This window comes from Streptomyces sp. R44 (assembly GCF_041053105.1).
Lineage (GTDB): Bacteria > Actinomycetota > Actinomycetes > Streptomycetales > Streptomycetaceae > Streptomyces.
Genome location: NZ_CP163444.1, coordinates 6,620,235 through 6,641,839 on the forward strand (window position 1 = coordinate 6,620,235; position 21,605 = coordinate 6,641,839).

The 21,605-nt window shown below is 72.5% G+C and carries 23 protein-coding genes and 1 pseudogene; 11 read left to right on the top strand and 13 right to left on the bottom strand.

Going from position 1 to position 21,605, the window contains the following annotated elements:
• Positions 1-65: 65 nt before the first annotated feature.
• From AB5J54_RS30940 to AB5J54_RS30950, 3 genes are all read right to left on the bottom strand, one after another.
• Complete coding sequence (locus AB5J54_RS30940; protein ID WP_369147193.1) at positions 66-755, bottom strand: DUF4232 domain-containing protein; 690 nt, start codon at positions 753-755, stop codon at positions 66-68.
• A gap of 115 nt (positions 756-870) precedes the next feature.
• Entirely contained in the window at positions 871-1,110 is a 240-nt protein-coding gene (locus tag AB5J54_RS30945; RefSeq protein WP_369147194.1) for a DUF397 domain-containing protein, read from the bottom strand.
• On the bottom strand, positions 1,107-1,973 hold the full coding sequence (locus tag AB5J54_RS30950; RefSeq protein WP_369147195.1) for a Scr1 family TA system antitoxin-like transcriptional regulator: 867 nt from the start codon (positions 1,971-1,973) through the stop codon (positions 1,107-1,109). The genes AB5J54_RS30945 and AB5J54_RS30950 overlap by 4 nt, the downstream gene beginning before the upstream one ends.
• Positions 1,974-2,116: 143 nt before the next feature.
• On the opposite strand from AB5J54_RS30950, the gene AB5J54_RS30955 reads away from it, so the two are divergent.
• Together AB5J54_RS30955 and AB5J54_RS30960 are read left to right on the top strand one after the other, a co-directional pair.
• A complete protein-coding gene (locus AB5J54_RS30955) occupies positions 2,117-2,596 on the top strand; it encodes an ATP-binding protein (RefSeq protein ID WP_369147197.1) in 480 nt (159 codons plus the stop codon).
• 28 nt (positions 2,597-2,624) lie between these two features.
• Positions 2,625-3,776 carry a hypothetical protein gene (locus AB5J54_RS30960; RefSeq protein WP_369147198.1) on the top strand — a complete coding sequence of 384 codons (1,152 nt, stop codon included), beginning with the start codon at positions 2,625-2,627 and terminating at the stop codon, positions 3,774-3,776.
• Positions 3,777-3,785: 9 nt separating this feature from the next.
• Here the strand turns inward: AB5J54_RS30960 and AB5J54_RS30965 are convergent, their stop codons facing one another.
• The 5 genes from AB5J54_RS30965 to AB5J54_RS30985 form a co-directional block, all read right to left on the bottom strand.
• Complete coding sequence (locus AB5J54_RS30965) at positions 3,786-4,409, bottom strand: hypothetical protein (protein WP_369147199.1); 624 nt, start codon at positions 4,407-4,409, stop codon at positions 3,786-3,788.
• Positions 4,409-4,765 (bottom strand): hypothetical protein, encoded by a 357-nt coding sequence (locus AB5J54_RS30970; RefSeq protein WP_369147200.1) that lies wholly within the window; start codon positions 4,763-4,765, stop codon positions 4,409-4,411. The genes AB5J54_RS30965 and AB5J54_RS30970 overlap by 1 nt, the downstream gene beginning before the upstream one ends.
• Before the next feature lie 142 nt (positions 4,766-4,907).
• The gene (gene fusA, locus AB5J54_RS30975; protein ID WP_369147201.1) at positions 4,908-6,911 is read right to left on the bottom strand and encodes an elongation factor G; all 2,004 of its coding nucleotides are present in this window, start codon (positions 6,909-6,911) and stop codon (positions 4,908-4,910) included.
• A 259-nt stretch (positions 6,912-7,170) separates the two neighbouring features.
• Positions 7,171-7,590, bottom strand: a complete 420-nt coding sequence (locus tag AB5J54_RS30980; protein ID WP_369147202.1) for a VOC family protein — start codon at positions 7,588-7,590, stop codon at positions 7,171-7,173.
• 130 nt (positions 7,591-7,720) lie between these two features.
• The gene (locus tag AB5J54_RS30985) at positions 7,721-8,401 is read right to left on the bottom strand and encodes a MerR family transcriptional regulator (protein ID WP_369147203.1); all 681 of its coding nucleotides are present in this window, start codon (positions 8,399-8,401) and stop codon (positions 7,721-7,723) included.
• Between the two features lie 159 nt (positions 8,402-8,560).
• Between AB5J54_RS30985 and AB5J54_RS30990 the strand changes: the two genes are divergently transcribed.
• The 4 genes from AB5J54_RS30990 (at position 8,561) to AB5J54_RS31005 (ending at position 12,969) form a co-directional block, all read left to right on the top strand.
• A complete protein-coding gene (locus AB5J54_RS30990) occupies positions 8,561-9,892 on the top strand; it encodes a DUF3533 domain-containing protein (RefSeq protein ID WP_369147204.1) in 1,332 nt (443 codons plus the stop codon).
• A gap of 40 nt (positions 9,893-9,932) precedes the next feature.
• Positions 9,933-10,559 (top strand): nucleoside/nucleotide kinase family protein, encoded by a 627-nt coding sequence (locus tag AB5J54_RS30995; protein ID WP_369147205.1) that lies wholly within the window; start codon positions 9,933-9,935, stop codon positions 10,557-10,559.
• A gap of 194 nt (positions 10,560-10,753) precedes the next feature.
• A complete protein-coding gene (locus AB5J54_RS31000) occupies positions 10,754-10,897 on the top strand; it encodes a hypothetical protein (RefSeq protein WP_369147206.1) in 144 nt (47 codons plus the stop codon).
• 74 nt (positions 10,898-10,971) lie between these two features.
• Positions 10,972-12,969: a hypothetical protein gene (locus AB5J54_RS31005; RefSeq protein ID WP_369147207.1), complete on the top strand. Its 1,998-nt coding sequence runs from the start codon at positions 10,972-10,974 to the stop codon at positions 12,967-12,969.
• Here AB5J54_RS31005 and AB5J54_RS31010 read toward each other — a convergent pair.
• A complete protein-coding gene (locus AB5J54_RS31010; RefSeq protein WP_369149506.1) occupies positions 12,929-13,561 on the bottom strand; it encodes a transposase in 633 nt (210 codons plus the stop codon). The genes AB5J54_RS31005 and AB5J54_RS31010 overlap by 41 nt on opposite strands.
• Positions 13,495-13,830, bottom strand: a pseudogene (locus AB5J54_RS31015) (IS5 family transposase); the annotation flags it as partial. The pseudogene AB5J54_RS31015 and the gene AB5J54_RS31010, both read right to left, overlap by 67 nt.
• Positions 13,831-13,893: 63 nt before the next feature.
• Here AB5J54_RS31015 and AB5J54_RS31020 point away from each other — a divergent pair.
• On the top strand, positions 13,894-14,397 hold the full coding sequence (locus tag AB5J54_RS31020) for a YcxB family protein (protein WP_369147208.1): 504 nt from the start codon (positions 13,894-13,896) through the stop codon (positions 14,395-14,397).
• A 46-nt stretch (positions 14,398-14,443) separates the two neighbouring features.
• Here AB5J54_RS31020 and AB5J54_RS31025 read toward each other — a convergent pair whose 3' ends face one another.
• Entirely contained in the window at positions 14,444-15,220 is a 777-nt protein-coding gene (locus AB5J54_RS31025) for a hypothetical protein (protein WP_369147209.1), read from the bottom strand.
• 87 nt (positions 15,221-15,307) lie between these two features.
• On the opposite strand from AB5J54_RS31025, the gene AB5J54_RS31030 reads away from it, so the two are divergent.
• From AB5J54_RS31030 to AB5J54_RS31045, 4 genes are all read left to right on the top strand, one after another.
• On the top strand, positions 15,308-15,832 hold the full coding sequence (locus AB5J54_RS31030) for a tetratricopeptide repeat protein (RefSeq protein ID WP_369147210.1): 525 nt from the start codon (positions 15,308-15,310) through the stop codon (positions 15,830-15,832).
• A 4-nt stretch (positions 15,833-15,836) separates the two neighbouring features.
• Entirely contained in the window at positions 15,837-16,718 is an 882-nt protein-coding gene (locus AB5J54_RS31035) for a LysR family transcriptional regulator (protein WP_369147211.1), read from the top strand.
• Between the two features lie 49 nt (positions 16,719-16,767).
• The gene (locus tag AB5J54_RS31040) at positions 16,768-17,727 is read left to right on the top strand and encodes a hypothetical protein (RefSeq protein WP_369147212.1); all 960 of its coding nucleotides are present in this window, start codon (positions 16,768-16,770) and stop codon (positions 17,725-17,727) included.
• 104 nt (positions 17,728-17,831) lie between these two features.
• The gene (locus tag AB5J54_RS31045; protein ID WP_369147213.1) at positions 17,832-18,959 is read left to right on the top strand and encodes an aminopeptidase P family protein; all 1,128 of its coding nucleotides are present in this window, start codon (positions 17,832-17,834) and stop codon (positions 18,957-18,959) included.
• 3 nt (positions 18,960-18,962) lie between these two features.
• Here the strand turns inward: AB5J54_RS31045 and AB5J54_RS31050 are convergent, their stop codons facing one another.
• Positions 18,963-19,817 (bottom strand): alpha/beta fold hydrolase, encoded by an 855-nt coding sequence (locus AB5J54_RS31050; protein ID WP_369147214.1) that lies wholly within the window; start codon positions 19,815-19,817, stop codon positions 18,963-18,965.
• A 36-nt stretch (positions 19,818-19,853) separates the two neighbouring features.
• Positions 19,854-21,605, bottom strand: a complete 1,752-nt coding sequence (gene treZ / locus AB5J54_RS31055; protein WP_369147215.1) for a malto-oligosyltrehalose trehalohydrolase — start codon at positions 21,603-21,605, stop codon at positions 19,854-19,856.

The following is a 21,605-nucleotide window of genomic DNA, read 5'->3' on the forward strand; positions in this document are numbered from 1 at the left end:
ATCGCTCCTCGTGCCGATGGCGGGCAGGTACACGCATCCTGGCACACGTGTTCGCGCCGCCGGCCTCACCTGGCCTTGAAGACGAACCTCTCGACCTCGCTGCGGTCCAGGTTCCAGAACGTCACCGACGGCTTCCGGCCGACGGTCACGAACTGGACGTCCTTCGAGAACGCGACGTCGATCGGGGCGCTGTCGTTGTTGTTGCTCGGGTCCCGGTACGCGATGCCGAACGACTCGTACGTCTCCGTCTTCTCGCCGCCCAGGAACAGCTTCACGCCCGCGTACGCCTTCTGCTTCGGCCCGATCGTGGCGACGGCCTTCGCCGGGGACTCCATCGGGGGCAGCGGGTTCTCGGTCTCCTGACCGAAGTAGATGAACGGGTAGAAGTACAGCGTGCACGCCCTGTCGGTGTCGTTGGTCGCCGTGATCAGGAGGTGCTGACCCGAGTCGTGAGGCCAGTACGACGTGTCGATCGAGACGTCGGGGTCGGCGCAGGCCGGGGCCTTGTCCTTGCTGTCACCACCGGGCTCGGCGGTGGCAGTGGCGCTGGGCTTCGCCGACCCGGTCGGGCTCGGGGCCTCCGACGGGGTCGAGCCGGTCGCGCTCGCGGTGGCGGACGGAGCGGCGGACGGGGCCTGGCTCGCGGCCCCGTCCTCCGTGCCGCCGCTCGGCCCGCAGGCCGTGGAGGAGAGCAGCGCGGCGACGGCCACGGCCCCCAAGGTGTACGTCTTCCAGGTCTTGCGGGCAGCGCGCATGGTGGTCCCCCGTGTGCTTCGCATGGCTCGACGAGCAGATTCTGCGCCGGAGAAGCCGCCGTATTCCGGTGCGGGCCCGCTCGTTACGAACCACGGACATGGAGGTGACGCTTCCTCAGCCGAGCCGGGCGAGGAACTCCGTCCAGGTGGCGGGGGAGAGGGCGAGCTGGGGGCCGGTGGGGCGCTTGGAATCACGGACGTGGACGGTGGAGGGGCAGGAGGCGATCTCGACGCAGTTGTCGCCGTCGCCGCTGCTGTAGCTGGACTTGTGCCAGGAGAGGGCGACCTCGACGCAGTCGTCGCCATCGCCGCCGCTGTAACTGCTCTTGAACCAGGCCAGGTCTGTGGTGCTCATGGTGCTCCTCGCATCTCCCGCAGCAGGCTCACGGAGTCCTCGGCAGACAGAGCCTGTGCTCGCATCCTGGCATATCGCTTCTGGAGGATGCTGATCTCTTTCGGGTCGGTGAGGAGGTGGGCGGCCCGCTGGCCCTCGCAATAGGCGTACCACTTGTTCTCCACGCTTTCCAGGAGACGCATGGGGCCATCGAGGCCCGCGTGGTGCTCGCGCGACTGCGGCATGATCTGGATGTCGATGTTGCGCCGGGCGCACATGTCGAGGATGTGGCCGATCTGCTCGCGCATGACCTCCGGGCCGCCCGTCTGGCGGCGCAGTACGTGCTCCTCGATGATGAAGCTGTAGATGGTGTGAGGGCGCTCCGTGAGGAGCTGCATCCGCTTCACGCGGGCCGCGAGATTCGCCTCGATTTCGTCGTCTCCCATCGCGGGAATCTGCTTCTCGAAGAGCGTCCTCGCGTACGCCGTCGACTGGAGAAGTCCAGGCACCAGCCGGTTCTCGTACGTGTAGAGCGTCACCGCCTGGGCCTCCAGCTTCGCCCACTGCCGGAACCACCTCGCGAGGCCCGGGTTCCGGGCCAAATGCTTCGCCGCTCCCCGGATCGTCCCGAACGCGTCGAGCAATTCCTCCGCACGCCCGACGAAGTCGGCGGACGGTAAACGGCGGCCCTGCTCGACCGAGGCGATCGTCGGCACCGAGTACCCGACCAGCGGCGCGAACTCCTCCTGAGTGAGGCCGGCCCGTCTGCGGAAGGCCTTGACCACCTCCCCGAAGGCCTTCAGGCTGTCCGATGTCTCCGGCTCGCTCCCGCCCGAAGCCGCTTCCCATTCCTCGTCCGGAACCGCTTCCGTCACCCCGGCCACCTCCCGCACCCGTGCGCTCGCGCTTGAACGCACCCATGCTCACGGGTAGTGACCGGTACCGTCCAGAGTGTGAACCCGTACGCTGCCGCAGCGTACGAGTTGCTGACCTGGTAACTCCCCCAGAGCGCCGCCACATTGGCCCCATGACCTCCCCCGTGACCCGCGAACCCACCGTCACCGTACGTGTGTTCACCCAGCGCTTCAGCTCGACGCCACGCGGCGCCCGTCTCGCCCGGCGGCTCGCTCTCCATCAGCTCGACCGCTGGCGGCTCCCGTACGGCTCCGAGACCTCCGACGTCGCCGCGCTCCTCGTCGCCGAGCTCGCCGCCAACGCCGTCACCCACGGCCGGGTGCCCGGGCGCGACTTCGAGCTGGTGCTCTCGTACACGCCCGGGCGGCTGCTCCGGATCGACGTCTCCGACACCCGGGGCGAGCGGCGGCCCGCCGCAGTCGCTTCGGGGCCGCTCGACGAGGGCGGGCGGGGCCTGCTCCTCGTCGAGGCGCTGGCCACGCGGTGGGCGGTGCTCGACCGCGTACCGGTCGGGAAGACCGTACGGGCCGAACTCGACCTCGCCTTCCGTGGCGATTCCGCGGACATCGCCGCCCGGATGCCGACAGACTGACGGGAGGAGAGGGACGGGGGACAGCGCGATGACGACGGACGCGGAGAAGGCGCGGGCCTTTCTGTGGGAGCTGCAGTCCCAGGTCGCCCGGGCGAGTGGCCTGCGGCACACCCGGGACGGGGCCGGCTGGAAGGAACTCCTCATCGAGACCGGGAGAAGGATGCCCGGTGTGCCGGAAGAGGAGTTGGAACACATCGTCGAGTTGGCGATGGCACCGGGGGAACGCTGGCCGCCGCGCGGGCCCGATGAACCTCCAGGGGGATACTGGTTGATCCACTCGCTGGCCGACCGCTTGGAGAAGTCCTTCCCCGCCTCCTTCGCCCGTCCCGTGATCGGTCTGCTGGCCACCGGCGAGATCAACGCCGTGACGCTGCTCGCCCCCGGCTCGAAGACCCACATCGTGGCCTTCGAGAGCGAACTCCTCACCTTCACCGGCTTGTTCGGCACGGCGGTGGCCCTGGCGATGCCCCACGAGAGGAACGGGGGCGACAAGGCCACGTTCTCCGTGGACATCGACAAGGTGCGTCGTCACGTGCGGAACTCCCCGGAGGCCGTTCGCCGCTTCCGCGACGTCGTGCTCGCCTATCTCCTCCAGGGCCGGCCGAGCCTCGCGCCCGAGTACCTGCCGCCGCAGGTCACCAGAGCCATGGGCTCCGTCCTTCAGAACGGGATGGAACTCTTCGTCCTCGGCCACGAGTACGGACACGTCATGGCCGAGCACGTGTCCGACCGGAAGAGCCCGCGTCGCATGCTGGGGACAGGTGACGTCGACGTCACCGAGGTCGCCTGGAAGTGGGAGCAGGAGGCCGTGGCCGATCTGATCGGCTGGAACTTGTGCCTGGGGGCGATGGGTGAGGATTACGGCCCGTCTCTGCCGCACGCGGGCGTCGAGCTGTTCTTCTCCGCCTGTGAGGTCCTGGAGCGGGCCGTGCCCTTGCTGGTCACCGGCGGGATCGCCCCGCGTTCCGCGATCTCGACCCACCCGCCGACCGACGTCCGGCGCCGCGTCGTACGGGAGCACGCCGAGGAGCGGCTGGGCGAGGGCGCGGCGCCGCTGCTTCAGCTGGGTACGGCGATCCAGGAGATCGTGGACGTCCTCTGGGAGCAGACCGCCCCGGTGATCCTCGACCTCCACCGGCAGGGTGTCGTGCCGGACGCCCGCTGGACGGCCAACCACTAGGGGGTGTCCTCAGGGGCAGCTCGGCACCGACTTCGCCGATCCGATCCGGCCGGAGGGCACCGGCCGCTCCACGTCCTTGACGCGCAACCGCGCCCCCTTCGCGTCGATGCCCACGAGCGTGCCGCACAGCACGGTCCCGTCGGTCTGCACGATCTGCACTCCCGGCTCGCCCGGCCGGGGGCCGTACCAGGTCAGACCGATCCCCGCGGTCACCACGGCCAGGGCCAGAAATCCCGCGGCGATGGCCCGTCGCAGGTCCCGGACGGCCCGGCGCACGGTCAGCCGCTCCCTGGTGAGCAGTTCCTCCAGCGAGGCGTCGGCCACGCGGCGCCTCGGCAGCCCGAACGCGGCGCGCATGGCGAAGAAGGCCCCGGCCGCGGCGAGCAGGAGTCCCCCGAGGAGGAGCAGTCCCACCGCGCCGCGCGCCCCGCCCGACAGCCCCTGAAGGGTGTCGGGCCCCTTGACGATCCCGACCGCGGTCAGCAGGCCGAGCAGGGCCGCGAGGCCGTTGCGCCAGTTCTCCGCCTGGGCGCGGACCCGGGCCAGCTCGCCCACCAGGAGGCTGCGGGACTCCTCGGCCCGTGACCGGCTGGCCGGTGTGCTGGGCGTACCGGCCGTGACACGGACCGCCATCAGACGCCCCACTCGACGTGCAGGACCCAGGAGGCCCCGCACCCCTTGTGCTCACCGGCGTCGGGGTGGATGGCGGGGCAGGCGCAGATGACCTCGACCTCGCGCGAGCCCGTTTCGGCGGCCCGGCGGAGCAGCAGACGGGACAGCAGCCCGGAGGCGCCGAGCGCGTTGGCGTACGAGACGAGCGGCTCGGCGTGCACGGTCTCGTGGCCGCAGCGCGGGCACGGCCCGCTGACCACGATGACCTCGGGGGCCGTCTCGTCGGGATGCAGGCTGACGCGCGCCGTACCGGCCGCGATCGTCCCCCAGCCCGGGTCCGACTCCACGCGGTACACCAGATCCTGTCGGCCCGTCACCTGTGCCCCTCCCGTCCCGTACGGCCAACCTAGCCTTCCCGGAAGGGCGTTGGCGACGGCGGTCCGCGCCGCGTCGTACCGGCCGGGAGCGGCCAGGCCCGGAGCGGCCCGGGCCGTGGGGTCACCACGGCCCGGACCGCGTTCACACCGTCAGCCCCTGCGGCGCCGGGGCGTACCCCGCCGGACGGGTGGTGAAGGTGCCCCGGCCCTGGGTGCGGCCGCGGAGGCGGGACGCGTAGCCGAAGAGTTCGGCCAGCGGGACCGTCGCCGAGACCACCGCCGTACCGGACCGGGTCGTCGAGTCCGTGACCCGGCCGCGGCGGGCCGCGAGGTCGCCGAGGACCGAGCCGACCGACTCGGCGGGGACGGTGACCGTCACCTCGGCCACCGGCTCCAGGAGCGTCATCACGCTCGTGCGGAGCGCCTCGCGCAGGGCGAAGCGGCCCGCCGTGCGGAACGCCATCTCCGAGGAGTCCTTCGGATGCGTGGCGCCGTCCGTGAGCGTGACCCGGACACCCGTCACCGGGTGGCCGCCGAGGGGGCCCTCGACGAGGGCGTCCCGGCAGCCGGCCTCGACCGCGCGGATGTACTCCTGCGGGACGCGGCCGCCCGTGACTGTCGACGCGAAGACGAACTCGTCGTCCGCCGGCTCGATGTCGATGACGACGTGGGCGAACTGGCCCGCGCCGCCGTCCTGTTTGACGTGGCGGTGGAGCAGGCCGGTGACGCCCTTCGTCACCGTCTCCCGGTACGCCACCTGCGGACGGCCGACCGTGACCTCAAGGCCCCGGTCGCGCCGCAGCTTCTCGACCGCGACCTCCAGGTGCAGTTCGCCGAGTCCGGACAGGACGGTCTGACCCGTCTCCGGGTCGGACCGCACGACCAGCGACGGGTCCTCCTCCGTCATCCGGGCGAGGGCCGTCGCGAGCCGGCCCGTGTCCGTGCTGCGGCGGGCCTCGACGGCGACCGAGACGACGGGGTCGGCGGTCGTCGGCGGTTCGAGGACGACCGGCGCGTCCGGGGCGCAGAGCGTCGCCCCGGCGCGGGCGGACTTCGGCCCGACGACGGCGACGATGTCACCGGCGCGCGCCTCGTCGACCTCGGTCGCCCGGTCGGCCTGGACGCGCAGGATGCGGGCGACGCGCTCGGTGCGGGTCGTGGTGGCGTCGAGCACGGTGTCTCCCTTCCTGAGCGTGCCCGCGTAGACGCGGAGGTAGGTCATGCGGCCGGTGGCGGTGGCGTTCACCTTGAAGGCGAGCGCGGTGAACGGGGCCTCCGGGTCCGCAGGGACCTCGCCGCGTACGGGCGGCATGTCCGTCGGGGCCGGGAGGTACGCGACGACGGCGTCGAGCAGGGGCTCGATGCCGCGGTTGCGGTACGCGGAGCCGCACAGCACGACCACGGCCTCGCCGGAGAGGGTGAGGTCGCGGAGAGCGGCGGCCAGGGTCTCCCCGGAGAGGGTGTCCCGCTCGCAGAACTCCTCCAGGGCGCCGGGGTGCAGCTCCGCGACCTTCTCCACGAGGCCTCGCCTGCGGTGCAGTGCCTCCTCCCGGAGCGCGTCGGGGACCTGCTGCGCCGTGTACGTGTCGGCGCCTTCGGCCCACACGTACGCCCGCATCCCGACCAGGTCCACGACGCCGGTGAAACCGTCCTCGCGGCCGATGGGGAGCTGGACGGCGAGCGGGACGGTGCCGAGGCGGTCCCGGATCGACGCCACGGCGGTGTCGAGCTCCGCGCCCGCGCGGTCCAGCTTGTTGACGAACGCGATCCTCGGGACGCCGTGGCGGTCGGCCTGGCGCCACACGGTCTCGCTCTGCGGCTCGACGCCCGCGACGGCGTCGAAGACGGCGACGGCGCCGTCGAGGACGCGCAGCGAACGCTCGACCTCGTCGGAGAAGTCGACGTGACCGGGGGTGTCGATCAGGTTGACGCGATGCCCCGCCCAGTCGCAGCTGACGGCCGCGGCGAAGATCGTGATGCCCCGGTCCCGCTCCTGCGGGTCGAAGTCGGTGACGGTGGTGCCGTCGTGGACCTCGCCACGCTTGTGGGTGGCGCCGGTGAGGTAGAGGAAGCGCTCGGTGACGGTGGTCTTGCCCGCGTCGACGTGGGCGAGGATGCCGAGGTTGCGGACGCTGTGGGTACGCATGAGGGTGGTGCCTTTCGCTGCTGCGTGAAGAACGGGGCAGCGCGATTCCCGGACGGATCCCTACGGGATCGTGGTCACGTCACGGGTCGGCGATGGCGGGCGCGCAGCCGCCACCGGCCGGAGCGAGAGGCGAGGATCACGTCGAAGCGGCGCGTACGCACGATCGGCTCTCCTCGGTAGACACTCACGGCACGGCACACCGGTCGGTGCGCCGTGCCGTGAGTGTAGGGAGCGCCGCCGCGCGGGCGACACCGGTTTTTCAGGCCGCGGACTGTCCGGCGGGCTGGAGGAGGTCCCAGCGGTTGCCGTAGAGGTCCTCGAAGACGGCGACCGAGCCGTACGGCTCGTGGCGCGGCTCCTCCAGGAACTTCACGCCGGCCGCGGCCATGCGCTCGTGGTCGCCGGCGAAGTCCTCCGTGTGGAGGAAGAAGCCGACCCGGCCGCCGGTCTGGTTGCCGACCGCGGCCTCCTGTTCCTCGTTCTTGGCGCGGGCGAGGAGCAGCCCGGTGTTGCCGAGACCGCCGACGCCGGCCGCGCCGCGCGGGCGGACGACGACCCAGCGGCTTCCGTCGCCGCGGTCGGTGTCCTCGACGAGGTCGAAGCCGAGGGCGTCGGTGTAGAAGGCGATGGCCTCGTCGTAGTCACGGACGACGAGGGTGACGAGTGCGATGGACGGCATTTCCTCAACGTAATACGCGAAAGCGTGGGAACCCAGGCGCGTCGACCCGCGTCGTCGTGCGGGGTGCCCCTTGTCGGACGGGGACGCGAACGAGGGTCCGGGGGAGGGGAGCACGAGGGTCGCCCCCTCGTCAGTGCGGGGCGGCCGGCGGGTTCGGGGCGGCTTCGTCGGGCGTGCGCGCCCACGCGGCCCGGCGGCGGGTCTCGTTCTCCTGCGCCATACGACGTAGCAGGGCCAGGACCGGTTCCAGGAGGAGGACGACGATGGCGGCGTGCTCGGCGAGCCTGAGCCGGTCCTCGGCGTCGTCGAGCTCCTCGACCCGGTCGACGTCGAGCTTCGCGGCGGCCGCGGCCAGCTCGGCGTACGGCAGCAGGTCCCCGGTGCCGTACGCGATGCCCAGACGGCTGAGGTCCATGAGGCTCGCGGCGAGGGCGCGGCGGTGCGGGGAGTCCGCGGAGACGTCCCAGCCCATGGCGCGTACGAGCTCGTCGACCCGCGGTGCCTGCTCGTCCACCGCGTCCGTCTCGGCGGCGTCGACGGGTGTCGGCAGCGCGTAGTGCACGACGCCGAGCGTGGCGAGCGGGTCGAGCGGCTCGTCGATCGCCGCGAGGACGTCGCGGGTGGCGGCGATGGACAGGCCGCCGCGGGCGGTCAGGGCGCGGATCAGGCGCAGGCGCTGGACGTGCTCGTCGCCGTACAGGGTCAGCGTGGCCCCGAGCGGCCGGCCGGGCGGCAGCAGCCCCTCCCGCAGGTAGTACTTGATCGTTCCGACCGGCGTTCCGGACAGACGGCTCAGGTCAGAGATCTTCATGGGCGCTCTCGGTCGAAGGCTGGTCCGTGTGTGAGCAGCAGTCTCCCAGGGCTCGAATGGACATCTTCACTAGATAGTGCCACTCTCCAGCTAGATAGTGAAAGTTTCTAATGTGTCGCCGACCAGCGACGACACCCCATCGAAGGGGGAGCCCCTGCCATGTCCGAACCCACCCACCCGCTGCGCGTGAGCGCCCGCGGGCTGCTGCGCCGGCGCGGCGTGTGGCTGCCCTCGGCGGTGATCCTCGGCCTGCTGTCGTTCGTCCTGTCGCTGCTCTACCTGGGCGCCGACAACGACCCGGCCGGCTACACCAAGGACCTGCCCATCGCCCTGGTCGACACGGACGAGGGCACCCGGGTCGCCGGGAAGGAGATCGACCTGGGCGCACAGATCACCGCGAAGATCACCGGGTCGGCCGACCTCAAGGAGAAGGTCGACTGGAAGCAGGTCGACCGCCGCACCGCCGAGGACCTCCTGGCCCGCGGCAAGGTGTTCGGCGCCCTCGTCATCCCCGACGACTTCTCCGCATCCGTGGCCGCCCTCGCCGGGCCCGCGCAGCGCACACCGCACCCGCCGACCATGACGGTCCTCACCAACCCCGCCGCAGGAAGCTTCGGGTCCGCCATGGCCACGGAGATCAACCGCAAGGTCGTCGCGACCACCTCCGCGGAGGTGGGCAGGCAGCTGGGGCAGGCGGCCGCACACCGTGCGGCGGCCCAGGGCGCCTCCGCGCACACCGCCCCGGGCGCGGCAGCCCAGCTGATGATCGCCGACCCGGTGCACATCTCCGTCCAGGAGGGCCACCCCCTCGGACAGCACAGCGGCCTCGGCCTGAGCGCCTTCTTCTACGCGCTCGTCCTCGTCCTCGGCGGCATGCTCGGCGCCAACGTCATCCACATGCAGGTGGACACCGACCTCGGCTACGTCGCCAGCGACAAGGGCCCGTTCCGTGCCCTCAGGCCCGTCCAGCACGCCACCCGGGTGCACCACTTCCTGGTCTGCTCGGTGCTCATGGTCGTGCTGTCGATGCTGACCTCCGCGCTCGCCATGATCGCGGCCGTCGACGTCGTCGGCATCGACGCCTCCCACCGGCCGATGCTGTGGTTCTTCGGCACCTGCGCCACGGCCGCCATGGGCATCACCGCGCTCGCCCTGCTCGCCGTCTTCGGCACCCCGGGCCCGATCGTCTCGATGCTGGTCCTGATCGGCCTCGCCGTCCCGTCGGCCGGCGCCACCATCCCGATCCAGGCGCTCCCGGACTTCTACCGCTTCCTGGCCGAGTTCGAACCGTTCCGGCAGGTCGTCGACGGCGTCCGGTCCATCCTCTACTTCGACGCACAGGTCGACGCCGGACTCGGCCGCGCCTGGACCATGGTCGGCATCGGCTTCGCCGTGTCGCTCGTCCTCGGCCTCGCCTTCACCCGGTTCTACGACCGCCGGGGCCTGCACCGCTCGACGCCCCACCTGGCACAGCCGGTTCCCGTCGGCTGAGAGGGGCCGGGGTCGCTGCGGCGGTGCGAGAATGCCCCGCATGGACGCGCAGGAGTTCGATCGGCTGGTCCGGCGCGCGCGGGCGCTCGCCGGACACGGGTCGCGCCGGGTGCTCGGGATCGCCGGGGCGCCCGGGGCCGGGAAGTCCACGCTCGCCGGGCGGCTCGTCGCCCGGCTCGACGGGCTCGCCGTGCTCGTGCCGATGGACGGCTTCCACCTGGCGCAGACCGAGCTCGCGCGGCTCGGCCGGGCCGGGAGGAAGGGCGCGCCGGACACCTTCGACGCCGCCGGATACACCGCGCTCCTCGCCCGGCTCCGTACCCCCGCCCCCGGCACCACCGTCTACGCGCCCGCCTTCGACCGCTCCCTGGAGGAGCCTGTCGCCGGGGCGATACCCGTCGCGCCCGAAGTCCCGCTCGTCGTCACCGAGGGCAACTACCTCCTGCACGACGAGGGCGCCTGGGCCGGCGTCCTGCCCCTCCTCGACGAGGCCTGGTACCTGGAGCTCGACGCCCGCCGCCGCGTCCCCCGGCTCGTCGAGCGGCACGTCCGCTTCGGCAAGGACCGGGCCCACGCCGAGCGCTGGGTCCACGACTCCGACGAGGCCAACGCCCGCCTGGTGGCCCGCGGCCGGGACCGCGCCGACCTGGTCGTGAGGATGAGCTAGGCAGTTTCGTTTGGATCAGCGGGCGAGTTTCGGATGCCGTTGGTGATCTTGAATGGGGTATCTACCGTGCTGCGCGGCAGGTCTCCGCTTCGCGTGGCCCTGACGGCGTGTTGACCGACTCGGATGGTCCCCAGGATCGGAGGCTGGCATTGCGGCAGGCAGTGTCGGGCTCGGAGCCGGAACCGCGTGACCGCGTGACCGCCCTCAAGATCGTCGAAACCATCCAAGATATGGGCCAGGGCCAGGCGGGGCTCGCGTCCCCTGTACGGGTGTATCTCTCATCATTCCGGGTTGACGCCGTGTATCCGATGGAACCGCTCAAGTGGACCGGCGTGTGAAGTCCCAGACGCTCACCGGTTCTTCTTCCCGTGGGTGCCCGCTCGCGGGACCACCGAGGAAAAGGCCCGCATCGATGGCGACGAACGGTGATCAGACAGAGGCACGGGACATCGCAGGCGGGGTACGCGACCTGCTGCGCGGGACCGGGTCACGCGCGGACGGCAAATGGATGCGGGGGCTGCGGCAGGCCCGGGAGAGCAACGTGCTCTTCGGGGTGGCCCTGCACGCCGCGGAACGCCGCAACCAGGGTCTGGGCCTGAACAGTCTGGAGCGGGACCTGCTGGACGCGCTCGGCACGATCCTCACCGACGCGGAACTCGCCGCCGCCGGCTCGGAGTACCGGGCCGCAGTTTCCGACCTCGGAGAGGTGGCGGTCCTGCCCAAGGTCGTCACCGACAAGCCGGTGTCCCAGGGATTTACCGTCGAAGACCTGAAGGCGCACCTGCCCAGGATCCGCGCGCAGAACGCCGGGCGGGCGAACTGCGCGGTCGTGGACCTGGGCGCGGTGAGCGCGGGGGCGCCGATGGACAGCCCGGGGTTCGAGGCGGCGGTGGGCGACGTCGGTTTCGGCACCACTGTGGTGGTGGGCCCGCCGCAGGTGGAGGCGGACACCGGCCCGGAGTATCCCGCCTACAACGCCAAGTTCCAGTTCGAGAGCTTCACCTGCCGGCGCGCGGTCGGCGACCAGTGGGGTGGCCGGGACGAGATCTACTGGACGGCCGGCTTGCGTTCGGACAAGCACGTCGCCCCGGCGTACAAGTCCTTGGAGTTCGGGGCGGTCAAGGAGGGCCAGACCCGCGCCTTCGCCAGCGTCGACAAGGTGGTGTTCGATGCGGAGGCCGCCAAGTTCGTGGCCGGGACGGTCATGGTGTGGGAGGCCGACGAGAGCCCGTCCGCGTTCTACCGGGCGCTGATGGGGTTCATCGACGCGTGGATGAACAAGCCCGTCTGGGTGGACATCACCCTCGGCATCATCACGGCCACTCCCGGCGGCGGCTACGCGGGCGTGGTCATGGACGTCATGGACTACGCGTTCCGGATCATCGTGGATCTGAACGAGGCGTTCCGCAACGACGACGACCTGTCCTGCCAGCGCACGTTCTTCTTCGACCGCAACGCGCTGGTGACCATGTACAACAAGCGGGACTTCGACTGGGACTTCAACGGCGACGGGCGCCACACCCTGCGGGTGAAGTACGCCGGCGAGCGACCGGTGTTCCCCACCGGAGCCCTGAAGTACCTCACCGTCGACGACGGCGCGACCGCTTGGAGCGCCCCGGTGTCCCTGGGCTGGAGAAGCGCCTCACCCGCGTCCCTGGTCTCCTTCGGCGGCAAACTCCACTGCATGTACGTCCGCCCGGGCGACCGCGCGGTGATGTGGAGCAGCATGACCAACGGCGCGTGGTCTCCACCCCAGCGCGTGAACTCCTGGTCCAGCGACTTCGTGCCGGGCCTGGTCGCCTTCAAGGGCAGGCTGTACGCGACGGTCATCGCGCTGAACGGCGACGTACTTCTGAGCACCTGGGCCGGAAGCGGGACGGCGTGGAGCACGACCACCCACCTCGCCGGGACGGCCAAGTCCGACCGGGCCGCGTCGATGTCCGCGAAGGATGACTACGTCTACGCCACGTACTACACGTACAACTGGCAGAGCTCCTGGAGAGGGGGGCAGATCGCCTACTCCTCCGACGGGCAAACCTGGAACCAGCTCTACCCGTGGCCAGCCGCCCACGAGACCGCCCACAGGGCGTCCATGACCACCCACGGCGACAGGAACTGGTTTGCCTTTCGCGAGCACGACGGAGTCAACTCGGTCGCCGAAATGCTCGGCATCGTCTGTGACTTCGTGCCCCCGCCGTCGGGCTGGAACACACCGGAAGGCCCCACCCTGGCCACCCACAAAGGCAAGGTCTGGCTCGTCGCCCGCGGCAACGCGGGGCACATCCACGCCCTGAACACCCCCGACCCCAACAGCCCTTGGGTCCGCATGCCGAACGCCGACGTCGGCGCGATGGAAGGCGAACCCGGCGTCACCTCCCACAACGGCAGCCTCTACGCGATGTACCGCTAGGCAATCTCGTTTGGATCAGCGGGCGGACCAGAGGAAGATGCCTGCGATGCGCAGTCCGGCGCGGTAGATGGTGGCGGTCTTCTCGTAGCGGGTGGCGATGCCGCGCCACTGCTTGAGGCGGTTGATGCACCGCTCGACGGTGTTGCGCTGCTTGTATGCCTCGCGGTCGAAGGCGGGCGGCCTGCCGCCGAGGCTGCCGCGCCGCAGCCGGTTCGCGCGCTTGGTCCGCCGGAATCGGGATCACTGTGCGGATACCGCGTGCGCGCAGGTGGTCGCGGATCGCACGCGAGGAGTACGCCTTGTCGGCCAGGACCACGTCGGGCCTGGTGCGAGGCCGTCCGCGCGGTCGGGGGACGCGCAGGCGAGCCATCACCGCGGTGAAGGCGAGAGCATCGCCCGCCTGGCCCGCGGCCAGCACGAAGGCCAGCGGCCGGCACCGGCCGTCCGCGGCGAGGTGGATCTTCGTGGTCAGCCCGCCGCGGGAACGTCCGATGGCGTGGTCGGCGGGCTCGCCGGCCGGGGCCCCTTTTTGCGGGCCCCGGCCGCGTGCTGGTGCGCACGAACGATCGTGGAGTCCACCGACAGGGCCCAGTCGAGGTCCTCGTCGGTGTCCGCTTGGGCCATGAGAGCGGTGAACACCCGCTCCCACGTGCCGTCGAGAGCCCACATCCGCAGCCGGTTGTAGACGCCCCGCCAGTTGCCGTACCTCTCCGGCAGGTGCACCCATTGCGAACCGGTCCGGAACTTGAACGCGATCGCGTCGATCACCTCACGGTGATCACGCCACCGGCCACCGCGCTTCGGCGTCCGGTCCGGCAGCAACGGCTCAATCCGCGCCCACTGCGCGTCAGTCAACGACACACCCAGACCAACGAGCAGAAGATCCAAACGAAACTGCCTAGACGGGTACTACGCTGCCGGTCCATGGACACGGACATGGACATGGTCGAGCTGGTCTACCGGCCCACGCGGGCCGACATCCTCGCCGGCGTCCTGGTGCGTGAGCGCCTCCGCCGCCTCCACCTGGTCCGGTGGGGTCTCACGGCGCTCTTCGGGGCCGGCGCCCTGCAGACCCTGACCGCGGGCCGACCCTCCGCGGTGTCCTTCGTCCTGGTCGCCTTCTGCGCCGTCCTCGTCTGGGCGATGCCCCGCCTCCAGGCCCACCACGCGCTGCGCACGGTCGCCTGGCAGGGCGAGTACCGCGCGTCCGTGGGCGGGACGGGGATCACGGTCGACACCGCGCACGTGTCGCTCCTCCAGCGCTGGTCGGTCTTCCGCGGCTACCGCGAGACCCGCGACCACCTGGTGCTCCTCAGCCGCGACCCGAACATCCTGCTCGTGGAGGTGCTGCCGCTGCGCGGACTGCCCTCCCCCGAGGAGGCGGAGCGGCTGCGCGCGCTGGTGGACCGACAACTGCCCCGGCTCTGAGGCCGCACGCGGGGGAACAGCACCAGTACACGGCCCCGGGCAGCCCCTAGAGCGCCCCGGCCCCCGCGTACGTGGGCGCCTTCACCGCCAGCTCCCCGCGCGCGTGTTCCGTCGCCGCCGTCGCCAGCGCCCTGATCAGGGGGTGCGGGCGGGTGCCGTCGCCCGCCAGTTCCGGCTGGAAGAGGGTCGCCAGGAAGAAGGGGTGCGAGGGGAGTTCGGCGATCCGGATGCCGCCCTCCTCGTCCACGCCCGTGAAACGCAGACCGTGGGCCCCCAGGGTGTCCAGGTGGCGGTTGTCGAAGCCGTAGTTGCAGTGGTACCGCTCCGTCGTCCGCTCCGCGCCCAGCGCCTTCTCGGCGCGCGAGCCCGGGGTGACCCGTACGACCCCCTCGTGGCCCACCAGCGAGCAGGCGAGCGGCGCGATCAGCAGGTCGTCCGGGTCGGCCGAGGGGTCGTTCTCGGCGTGCGCCGCCCGCTCCAGGCCGCAGACGTCCCGCGCGTACTCGATCAGGGCGTGCTGGAAGCCGGCGCAGGTGCCGAGGAACGGGATGCCGTCCTCGCGGGCCGTACGGATCGCCGCGAGCGCCCCCGCCTCGCTCACGTACGGGCTGCCCGGCAGCAACCACACCGCGTCGAAGCGCCTCACCGCGCCCAGGGCCTCCGCGTCGGCCGTCGGGATCCAGTACGCGTCGAGGACGAGCCCGTCGCGCTCGGCGAGGGCGTCTAGGAGGAGGGGGATGCGGACGTGCGAGCGGACGTGCGGGGAGCGGTCGCCGACCAGGGCGATCCGGGGGGTGTGCGTCGGTGAGTTCATGCCCATCATGCTGGGCGGCGCTGCCCGTTCACGTCCAACGATGATTCCTGGTCCTTCCATCACGGACGCTTATCCTCGCCCCGCTAGGGTGGGCGCATGACGAACGATCACGACTGGGAGTCCCGCGTCACCGCCCTCTGGGAGCGCCTCGACGACCTCGAACCCGCCGACTTCCGCGCCCGCGTCGCCGCCCTCGCCGCCGAGCGACCCGCCGACGACCCGGCCGCCGTCTTCGAGCAGGGCGCCGCCCACGACTCCACCGGCATGCCCGAGCAGGCCGTCGTCCACTACGAGCGGGCCCTCGGCCTCGGCCTCACCGGGCTGCGCCGCCGCCGCGCCGTCATCCAGCTGGCCAGCAGCCTGCGCAACCTCGGCCGCCCCGACCGCAGCGTCGAACTCCTCACCGCCGAGCGCGCCCTCCCCGCCGACCGCCTCGACGCCGACGAACAGGCCCTCTCCGGCGCCGTCGACGCCTTCCTCGCCCTCGCCCTCGCCGACACCGGCCGCGACCGCGAGGCCGCCTCCCTCGCCCTCGGCGCCCTCGCCCCCCTGCTGCCCCGCTACAACCGCTCCCTGGCCTACTACGCCAAGGACCTCCTCAAGACGCCCTTCGGGTCCTGATCCGGTGGACCCGCACCTGCTCCGCACGTACGTCACGGTCGCGCGGCTCGCCTCCTTCTCCGAGGCCGCGCGCGACCTCGGCTACACCCAGTCCGCCGTCTCCCAGCACATCGCCGCCCTGGAGAGCGACCTCGGACTGCCGCTGCTCACCCGGCGGCCCGTCGCCCCCACCCCGGCCGGGGAGCGGCTCCTCGAACACGCCGGCGCGCTGCTGCTCCGCCTCGAAGCGGCCCGCGCCGACCTCGACCGGTTCGCGGCCGCGCCCCGCGCGACCCTGGACGTCGCCGCCTCCCCGCTCGCCCTCACCCCCCGTACCCTCGCCGCCCTGCCCGCCAGCGGCGTCACCCTGCGCGCCCTGCCCCGCGAGGGGGTGCCCGTCGCCGTCGCCACCGGCGAGGCCGACGCCGGGCTCGTCGAAGGGATCGCCGCCCCCAGCGACCCGCTGCGGCTCGCGGACGTCGCCCCGCTCGCCGCGACCCGTGTCGCCGAAGAACCCCTCGCCGTCGTCCTGCCCGTCCACCACCCGCTCGCCGACCGCCCCGGGCTCCGGCTCGACGACCTCGTCGACGCCCGCTGGCTGGACGCGCCCGACGCAGGCATCTCCCTCGACCGGCTCCGGGCCGTCCACGGCGGGCCCGGCGGGCGCGGCTTCCGCGACGCCCTGCGCTACGAGGGCACCGACACCCGTACCCTCGCCGCCCTCGCCGCCGCCGGGCACGGTCTGGCGCTGCTCCCGCTGCCCGCCGCTCAGGGCGTGCCCGGCGCGGCGGCCGTCCCCCTGGTCGCGCCCCGCCTCGTCCACCGCACCGAACTCCTCCTCCCGGCGGGCACGGGCCGCGAACCGTCCGGTCCGGTGGCCGAGTTCGCCCGACGGCTCAAGGGCTGACATCCGCAGTCGCTACCCTGTGCGCAACGGCGACGGAAGGCGGACGGGTGTGAGGTGGCTGCGACGAGGACCCAGGCGTGACGGCGACGACGCACCGAGGGACCCCGAGTTCGCGTACTTCTCCCAGCGGGAGGCCGCGCTCTTCCGCGGCCGGGTCCGCGAGACCTTCGCCGAACTCGGCCTGGAGGTGACCGTCTACGCCGACCACGTCGTCGACGACAAGGGCAGGCGCTACGGCCTCGGCAACCTCGCCGCCGTCTGCCACCAGGACCCGCGCGGCCCCCGCGTCTGGCCCGGCATGATCCACCGCCACATCGGCCTGGTCGTCCGCGCCATGGAAGGCCCCTCCGCGCTCGACACCCTGCCGCCCGAGCAGATCCGCGCCCAGCTCTACCCCCGGGTCGTCTCCGGCGACGGCATCGACGCCGGCGCCTTCGGCTACGCCAGGACCGTCGCCCCCGGGCTGTACGAGGTCCTCGCCCTCGACCTGCCGGAGAGCGTCATGATGCTCACCGACGAGGCCCTGGAACGGCTCGGGGACCACGCGCAGCTCCGCGACCGGGCCCTGCGCAACCTGCGCGGGCTGCCCGTCGAGGAGCACGAGACGGTCCGCGACGCCGACGGCATGTGCTTCGAGATCATCCTCGGCGACTCCTTCTACACCGCCAGCCGCGTCCTCGACCTCGACCACGTCGTCCAGCGCGTCACCGGCCTCCCGCTCGGCGAGCACGGCGCCCTCGTCGCCCTGCCCTTCCGGCACCAGCTCGCCTTCCACCCCATCCGCGACACCTCGATCATCCCGGCCCTCGGCGCGATGGCCTCCTTCGCCGCCGCCGGGTACGAGGACGTGCCGGGCGCCATCAGCCCGTACGTCTTCTGGTGGCGCGACGGCACCCTCACCCAGCTCAGCGAGCACGACGAGGAGCGGGGCGACCTGCGGATCGTCGTCGGCGACGACTTCCACGAACTCCTGGAACGGCTCATCGCCCAGGGCCCGGACCGCCGCTGATTCCGGTCGCCGCTCTCCGGTATCCGGTCGCGGCCCGCGCCCCCGCCCGGCAGGATGCTGTACGTCGTACCGGACGCAGCCGAAGACGTCGAGGAGAAGCCACCATGTCGGAACAGGTCGTGCCCTTCACCGCGGACGACTACCGGGCCCGGATGGCCCGCGCCGCCGAGTCCGCCGCCGACGCCGGACTCGCGGGCGTCCTCGTCGCCCCCGGCCCCGACCTGGTCTACCTCACCGGCTACCAGCCGACCGCGATCACCGAGCGGCTCACCGTCCTCGTCCTCGCCGCCGGCCAGGAGCCGGTCCTCGTCGTCCCGACCCTGGAGGCCCCCGACGCGGAGAAGGCCGCCGGAGCCGCCGCGTTCACCCTGCGGGACTGGACCGACGGCAAGGACCCCTACGCCGTCACCGCCCCGCTGCTCGACGTCGACGGCCGGTTCGGCGTCAGCGACAACGCCTGGGCCATGCACCTCCTCGGCCTCCAGCAGGCCCTGCCCGGCACCTCGTACGTCTCCCTCACCGAGGCCCTGCCGATGCTCCGGGGCGTCAAGGACGCCCACGAACTCGCCAGGATCGCGGCCGCCGGGGCCGCCGCCGACCAGGCGTACGGCGAGATCCTCAAGGTCCGCTTCGCCGGCCGCAAGGAGACCGACGTCGCCGCCGACCTCGCCCGGCTCCTCATGGAGTTCGGCCACTCCCAGGTCGACTTCACCGTCGTCGGCTCAGGACCCAACGGCGCCAACCCCCACCACGAGGCCGGCGACCGGGTCATCGAGCGCGGCGACATGGTCGTCCTCGACTTCGGCGGCCTCAAGCACGGCTACGGCTCCGACACCACCCGCACCGTCCACGTCGGCGAGCCCACCGACGAGGAGCGCCGCGTCCACGACCTCGTCCGCGAGGCCCAGCAGGCCGGCTTCGAGGCGGTACGCCCCGGGGTCGCCTGCCAGGAGGTCGACCGGGCGGCCCGCAAGGTCATCACGGACGCCGGCTACGGCGAGTACTTCATCCACCGCACCGGCCACGGCATCGGCGTCACCACCCACGAACCGCCCTACATGATCGAGGGCGAGGAACTCCCCGTCGTCCCCGGCATGTGCTTCTCCATCGAGCCCGGCGTCTACCTCCCGGGCCGCTTCGGCGTCCGCATCGAGGACATCGTCACGGCGACGGAGGACGGCGGGGGCCGCCGCTTCAACAACACCCCGCACGAGATGGCCATCGTCGAATAGGACCTACCGGGCGGGGGACACCAGGGCGGCGATCCGCTCCGGGAACTCCTCCACCACCAGATGCCCCGCGTCCGGTACGACTCCGAGCTCCGCGCCGCCCAGGCGGGTGCGGACCGCCGGCCGCAGCCGCTCCGGCGGCAGGAACACGTCGTGCTCCCCGGTCACGGCCGCCACCGGCACCTTCCGGGCGCGCGGCTCCGCGAGCCCGGGCGCCCCGCTGGACCGGGCGTGCCGGGCGACGAGCGTCATCCACTCCACCAGCTCCGCCCGGGGCTCGTGGCCGGGCGCGAGCATCGCGCGCAGCAGCCGGGTGCTGCGCGCGGGCGTGGGCCGCAGGAACCAGGCGGCCGAGGCGGCGAGCAGCGCGGGCGGAAGACGCAGCGAGGACAGGCCGCCGGGGGAGACCAGGACCAGGCGCTCGATCGGCGCGGAGGTCGCGGACAGGGCGATCGCCGCGCCGAAGGAGTGCCCGAGGACGGTGACGGGCCGGCCCTCGCGGGTCTCCGCCACGGCCTCGTCCAGCCAGCTGCCGTACCAGCTCAACTCTCCCTTGGCGAGGCCGCGTTCGCCGGAGCTCAGGCCCGGCTGGCCGGGCACGTCGAGCAGGACGACCCGGTGCCCGGCCGCGAGCAGGGCCTCGGCCAGGGGCAGCGAGGCGGCGGCGTTGAAGTTCGTGCCGGGGACGAGGACGACCGTCGTCCCCGCCGGGCCGGGGGAGCCCGCCGTCACCGCGTGCGTCACCGCGCCCGCCGCGGTGAACACGTCCCGCTCGTGCGCCACGGTCCACGCGTCGAGCCGGTCGAAGCACCAGCCCCGTATCTGCTCCCGGCCCGCCTCGGAGCGGTAGATGGAGTTCATCGGGCGAGTATCCACCCCCGCCGGCGTCCGGCGGTCTCAGCCGTCCGTCAGGACGATCGCCGACTCGCCGGGAAGGCTGAGCAGGCCGTCCGAGGCCGGGCCCTCGACCGGGTCCCAGGACGCCAGGACCCGGTCGCGACCGTTGGAGCCGAGCGGGATCACCGTCGGCTCCTTGCCCAGGTTCACGGCCACCCGCAGGTCCCCGCGCCGGAAGACCAGCCAGCGGGCCTCCTCGTCGAAGGCCACCTTCACGCCCGCCAGGTCCGGGTCCGTCAGATCGGGCAGGGTGCGGCGCAGCGCGATCAGCTGGCGGTGCCAGGCGAGGAGCCGCTTGTGCGGGTCCCGCTCGCGTTCGGACCGGTCCAGGACCGAGCGGTCACGGGTGGCCGGCTCCTGGGGGTCGGGGACCTCGTCCTCGGACCAGCCGTGCGCCGCGAACTCCCGCTTCCGGCCCCGCCGTACGGCCTCCGCGAGCTCCGGGTCCGTGTGGTCGGTGAAGTACATCCACGGCGTGCTCGCCCCCCACTCCTCGCCCATGAACAGCATCGGCACCGAGGGCCCGGTGAGGACGAGCGTCGCCGCGCAGGCGAGCAGACCGGGCGAGAGGGAGGCCGAGAGGCGGTCGCCGAGGGCCCGGTTGCCGATCTGGTCGTGCGTCTGCGCGTACCCCAGGAAGCGGTGGGCGGGGGTGCGCTCCCGGTCGACCGGACGCCCGTGGTGGCGGCCGCGGAACGTGGAGTACGTGCCGTCGTGGAAGAAGACGCGGGTGAGCGTCTTGGCGAGCGCCGCCATCGGGGCGCGCGCGAAGTCCCCGTAGTAGCCCTGGGACTCGCCGGTCAGGGCCGTGTGCAGGGCGTGGTGGAAGTCGTCGTTCCACTGGGCGTGCACGCCGAGTCCGCCGAGCGTGCGCGGTGTGGTCGTGCGCGGGTCGGCCAGGTCGGACTCGGCGATCAGGAAGTGCGGGCGGCCCTGCTCCTTCGCCAACTCGTCCGCGGCGGAGGACAGTTCTTCCAGGAAGGTCAGCGCCCGCGTGTCGGCGAGGGCGTGCACCGCGTCGAGCCGCAGCCCGTCGATCCGGTAGTCCCGCAGCCAGGCGAGCGCGCTCCCCAGGAAGTACGCCCGCACCTCGTCCGAACCGGGCGCGTCCAGGTTCACCGCCGCGCCCCACGGCGTGTGGTGGGTGTCCGTGAAGTACGGCCCGAAGGACGGGAGATGGTTGCCCGACGGGCCCAGGTGGTTGTGCACCACGTCGAGGACCACGCCCATGCCGAGCCCGTGCGCCGCGTCCGTGAACCGCTTCAGCGCCTCGGGCCCGCCGTACGGCTCGTGCACCGCCCACGGCGCCACCCCGTCGTACCCCCAGCCCCGCACCCCGGGGAACGGGCAGAGCGGCATCAGCTCCACGTGGGTGATGCCGAGGCCCGCGAGCTCCCCGAGCCGCGCGGCCGCCGCGTCGAGCGTGCCCTCCGGCGTGAAGGTGCCGATGTGCAGCTCGTACAGGACGGCGCCGCGCAGCCGCAGGCGCGGGGAGTCGTGGCGCCAGGCGTACGCCGAGTGGTCGACGACCGCGCTCAGCCCGTCGGGCCCGTCGGGCAGCCGGCGCGAGCGCGGGTCGGGCAGCACGGGACCGCCGTCGAGCGAGAAGCCGTACCGGTCGCCGTCCCCGGCGGGCACCACCCCCGACCACCAGCCGTCCCGCTCGGCGTCCCGGTCCAGGGGATGGGCGGAGCCGTTCAGCTCCAGCGTCACCCGGTCACGGGCGCTCGGCGCCCACACCTCGAAGAGCAC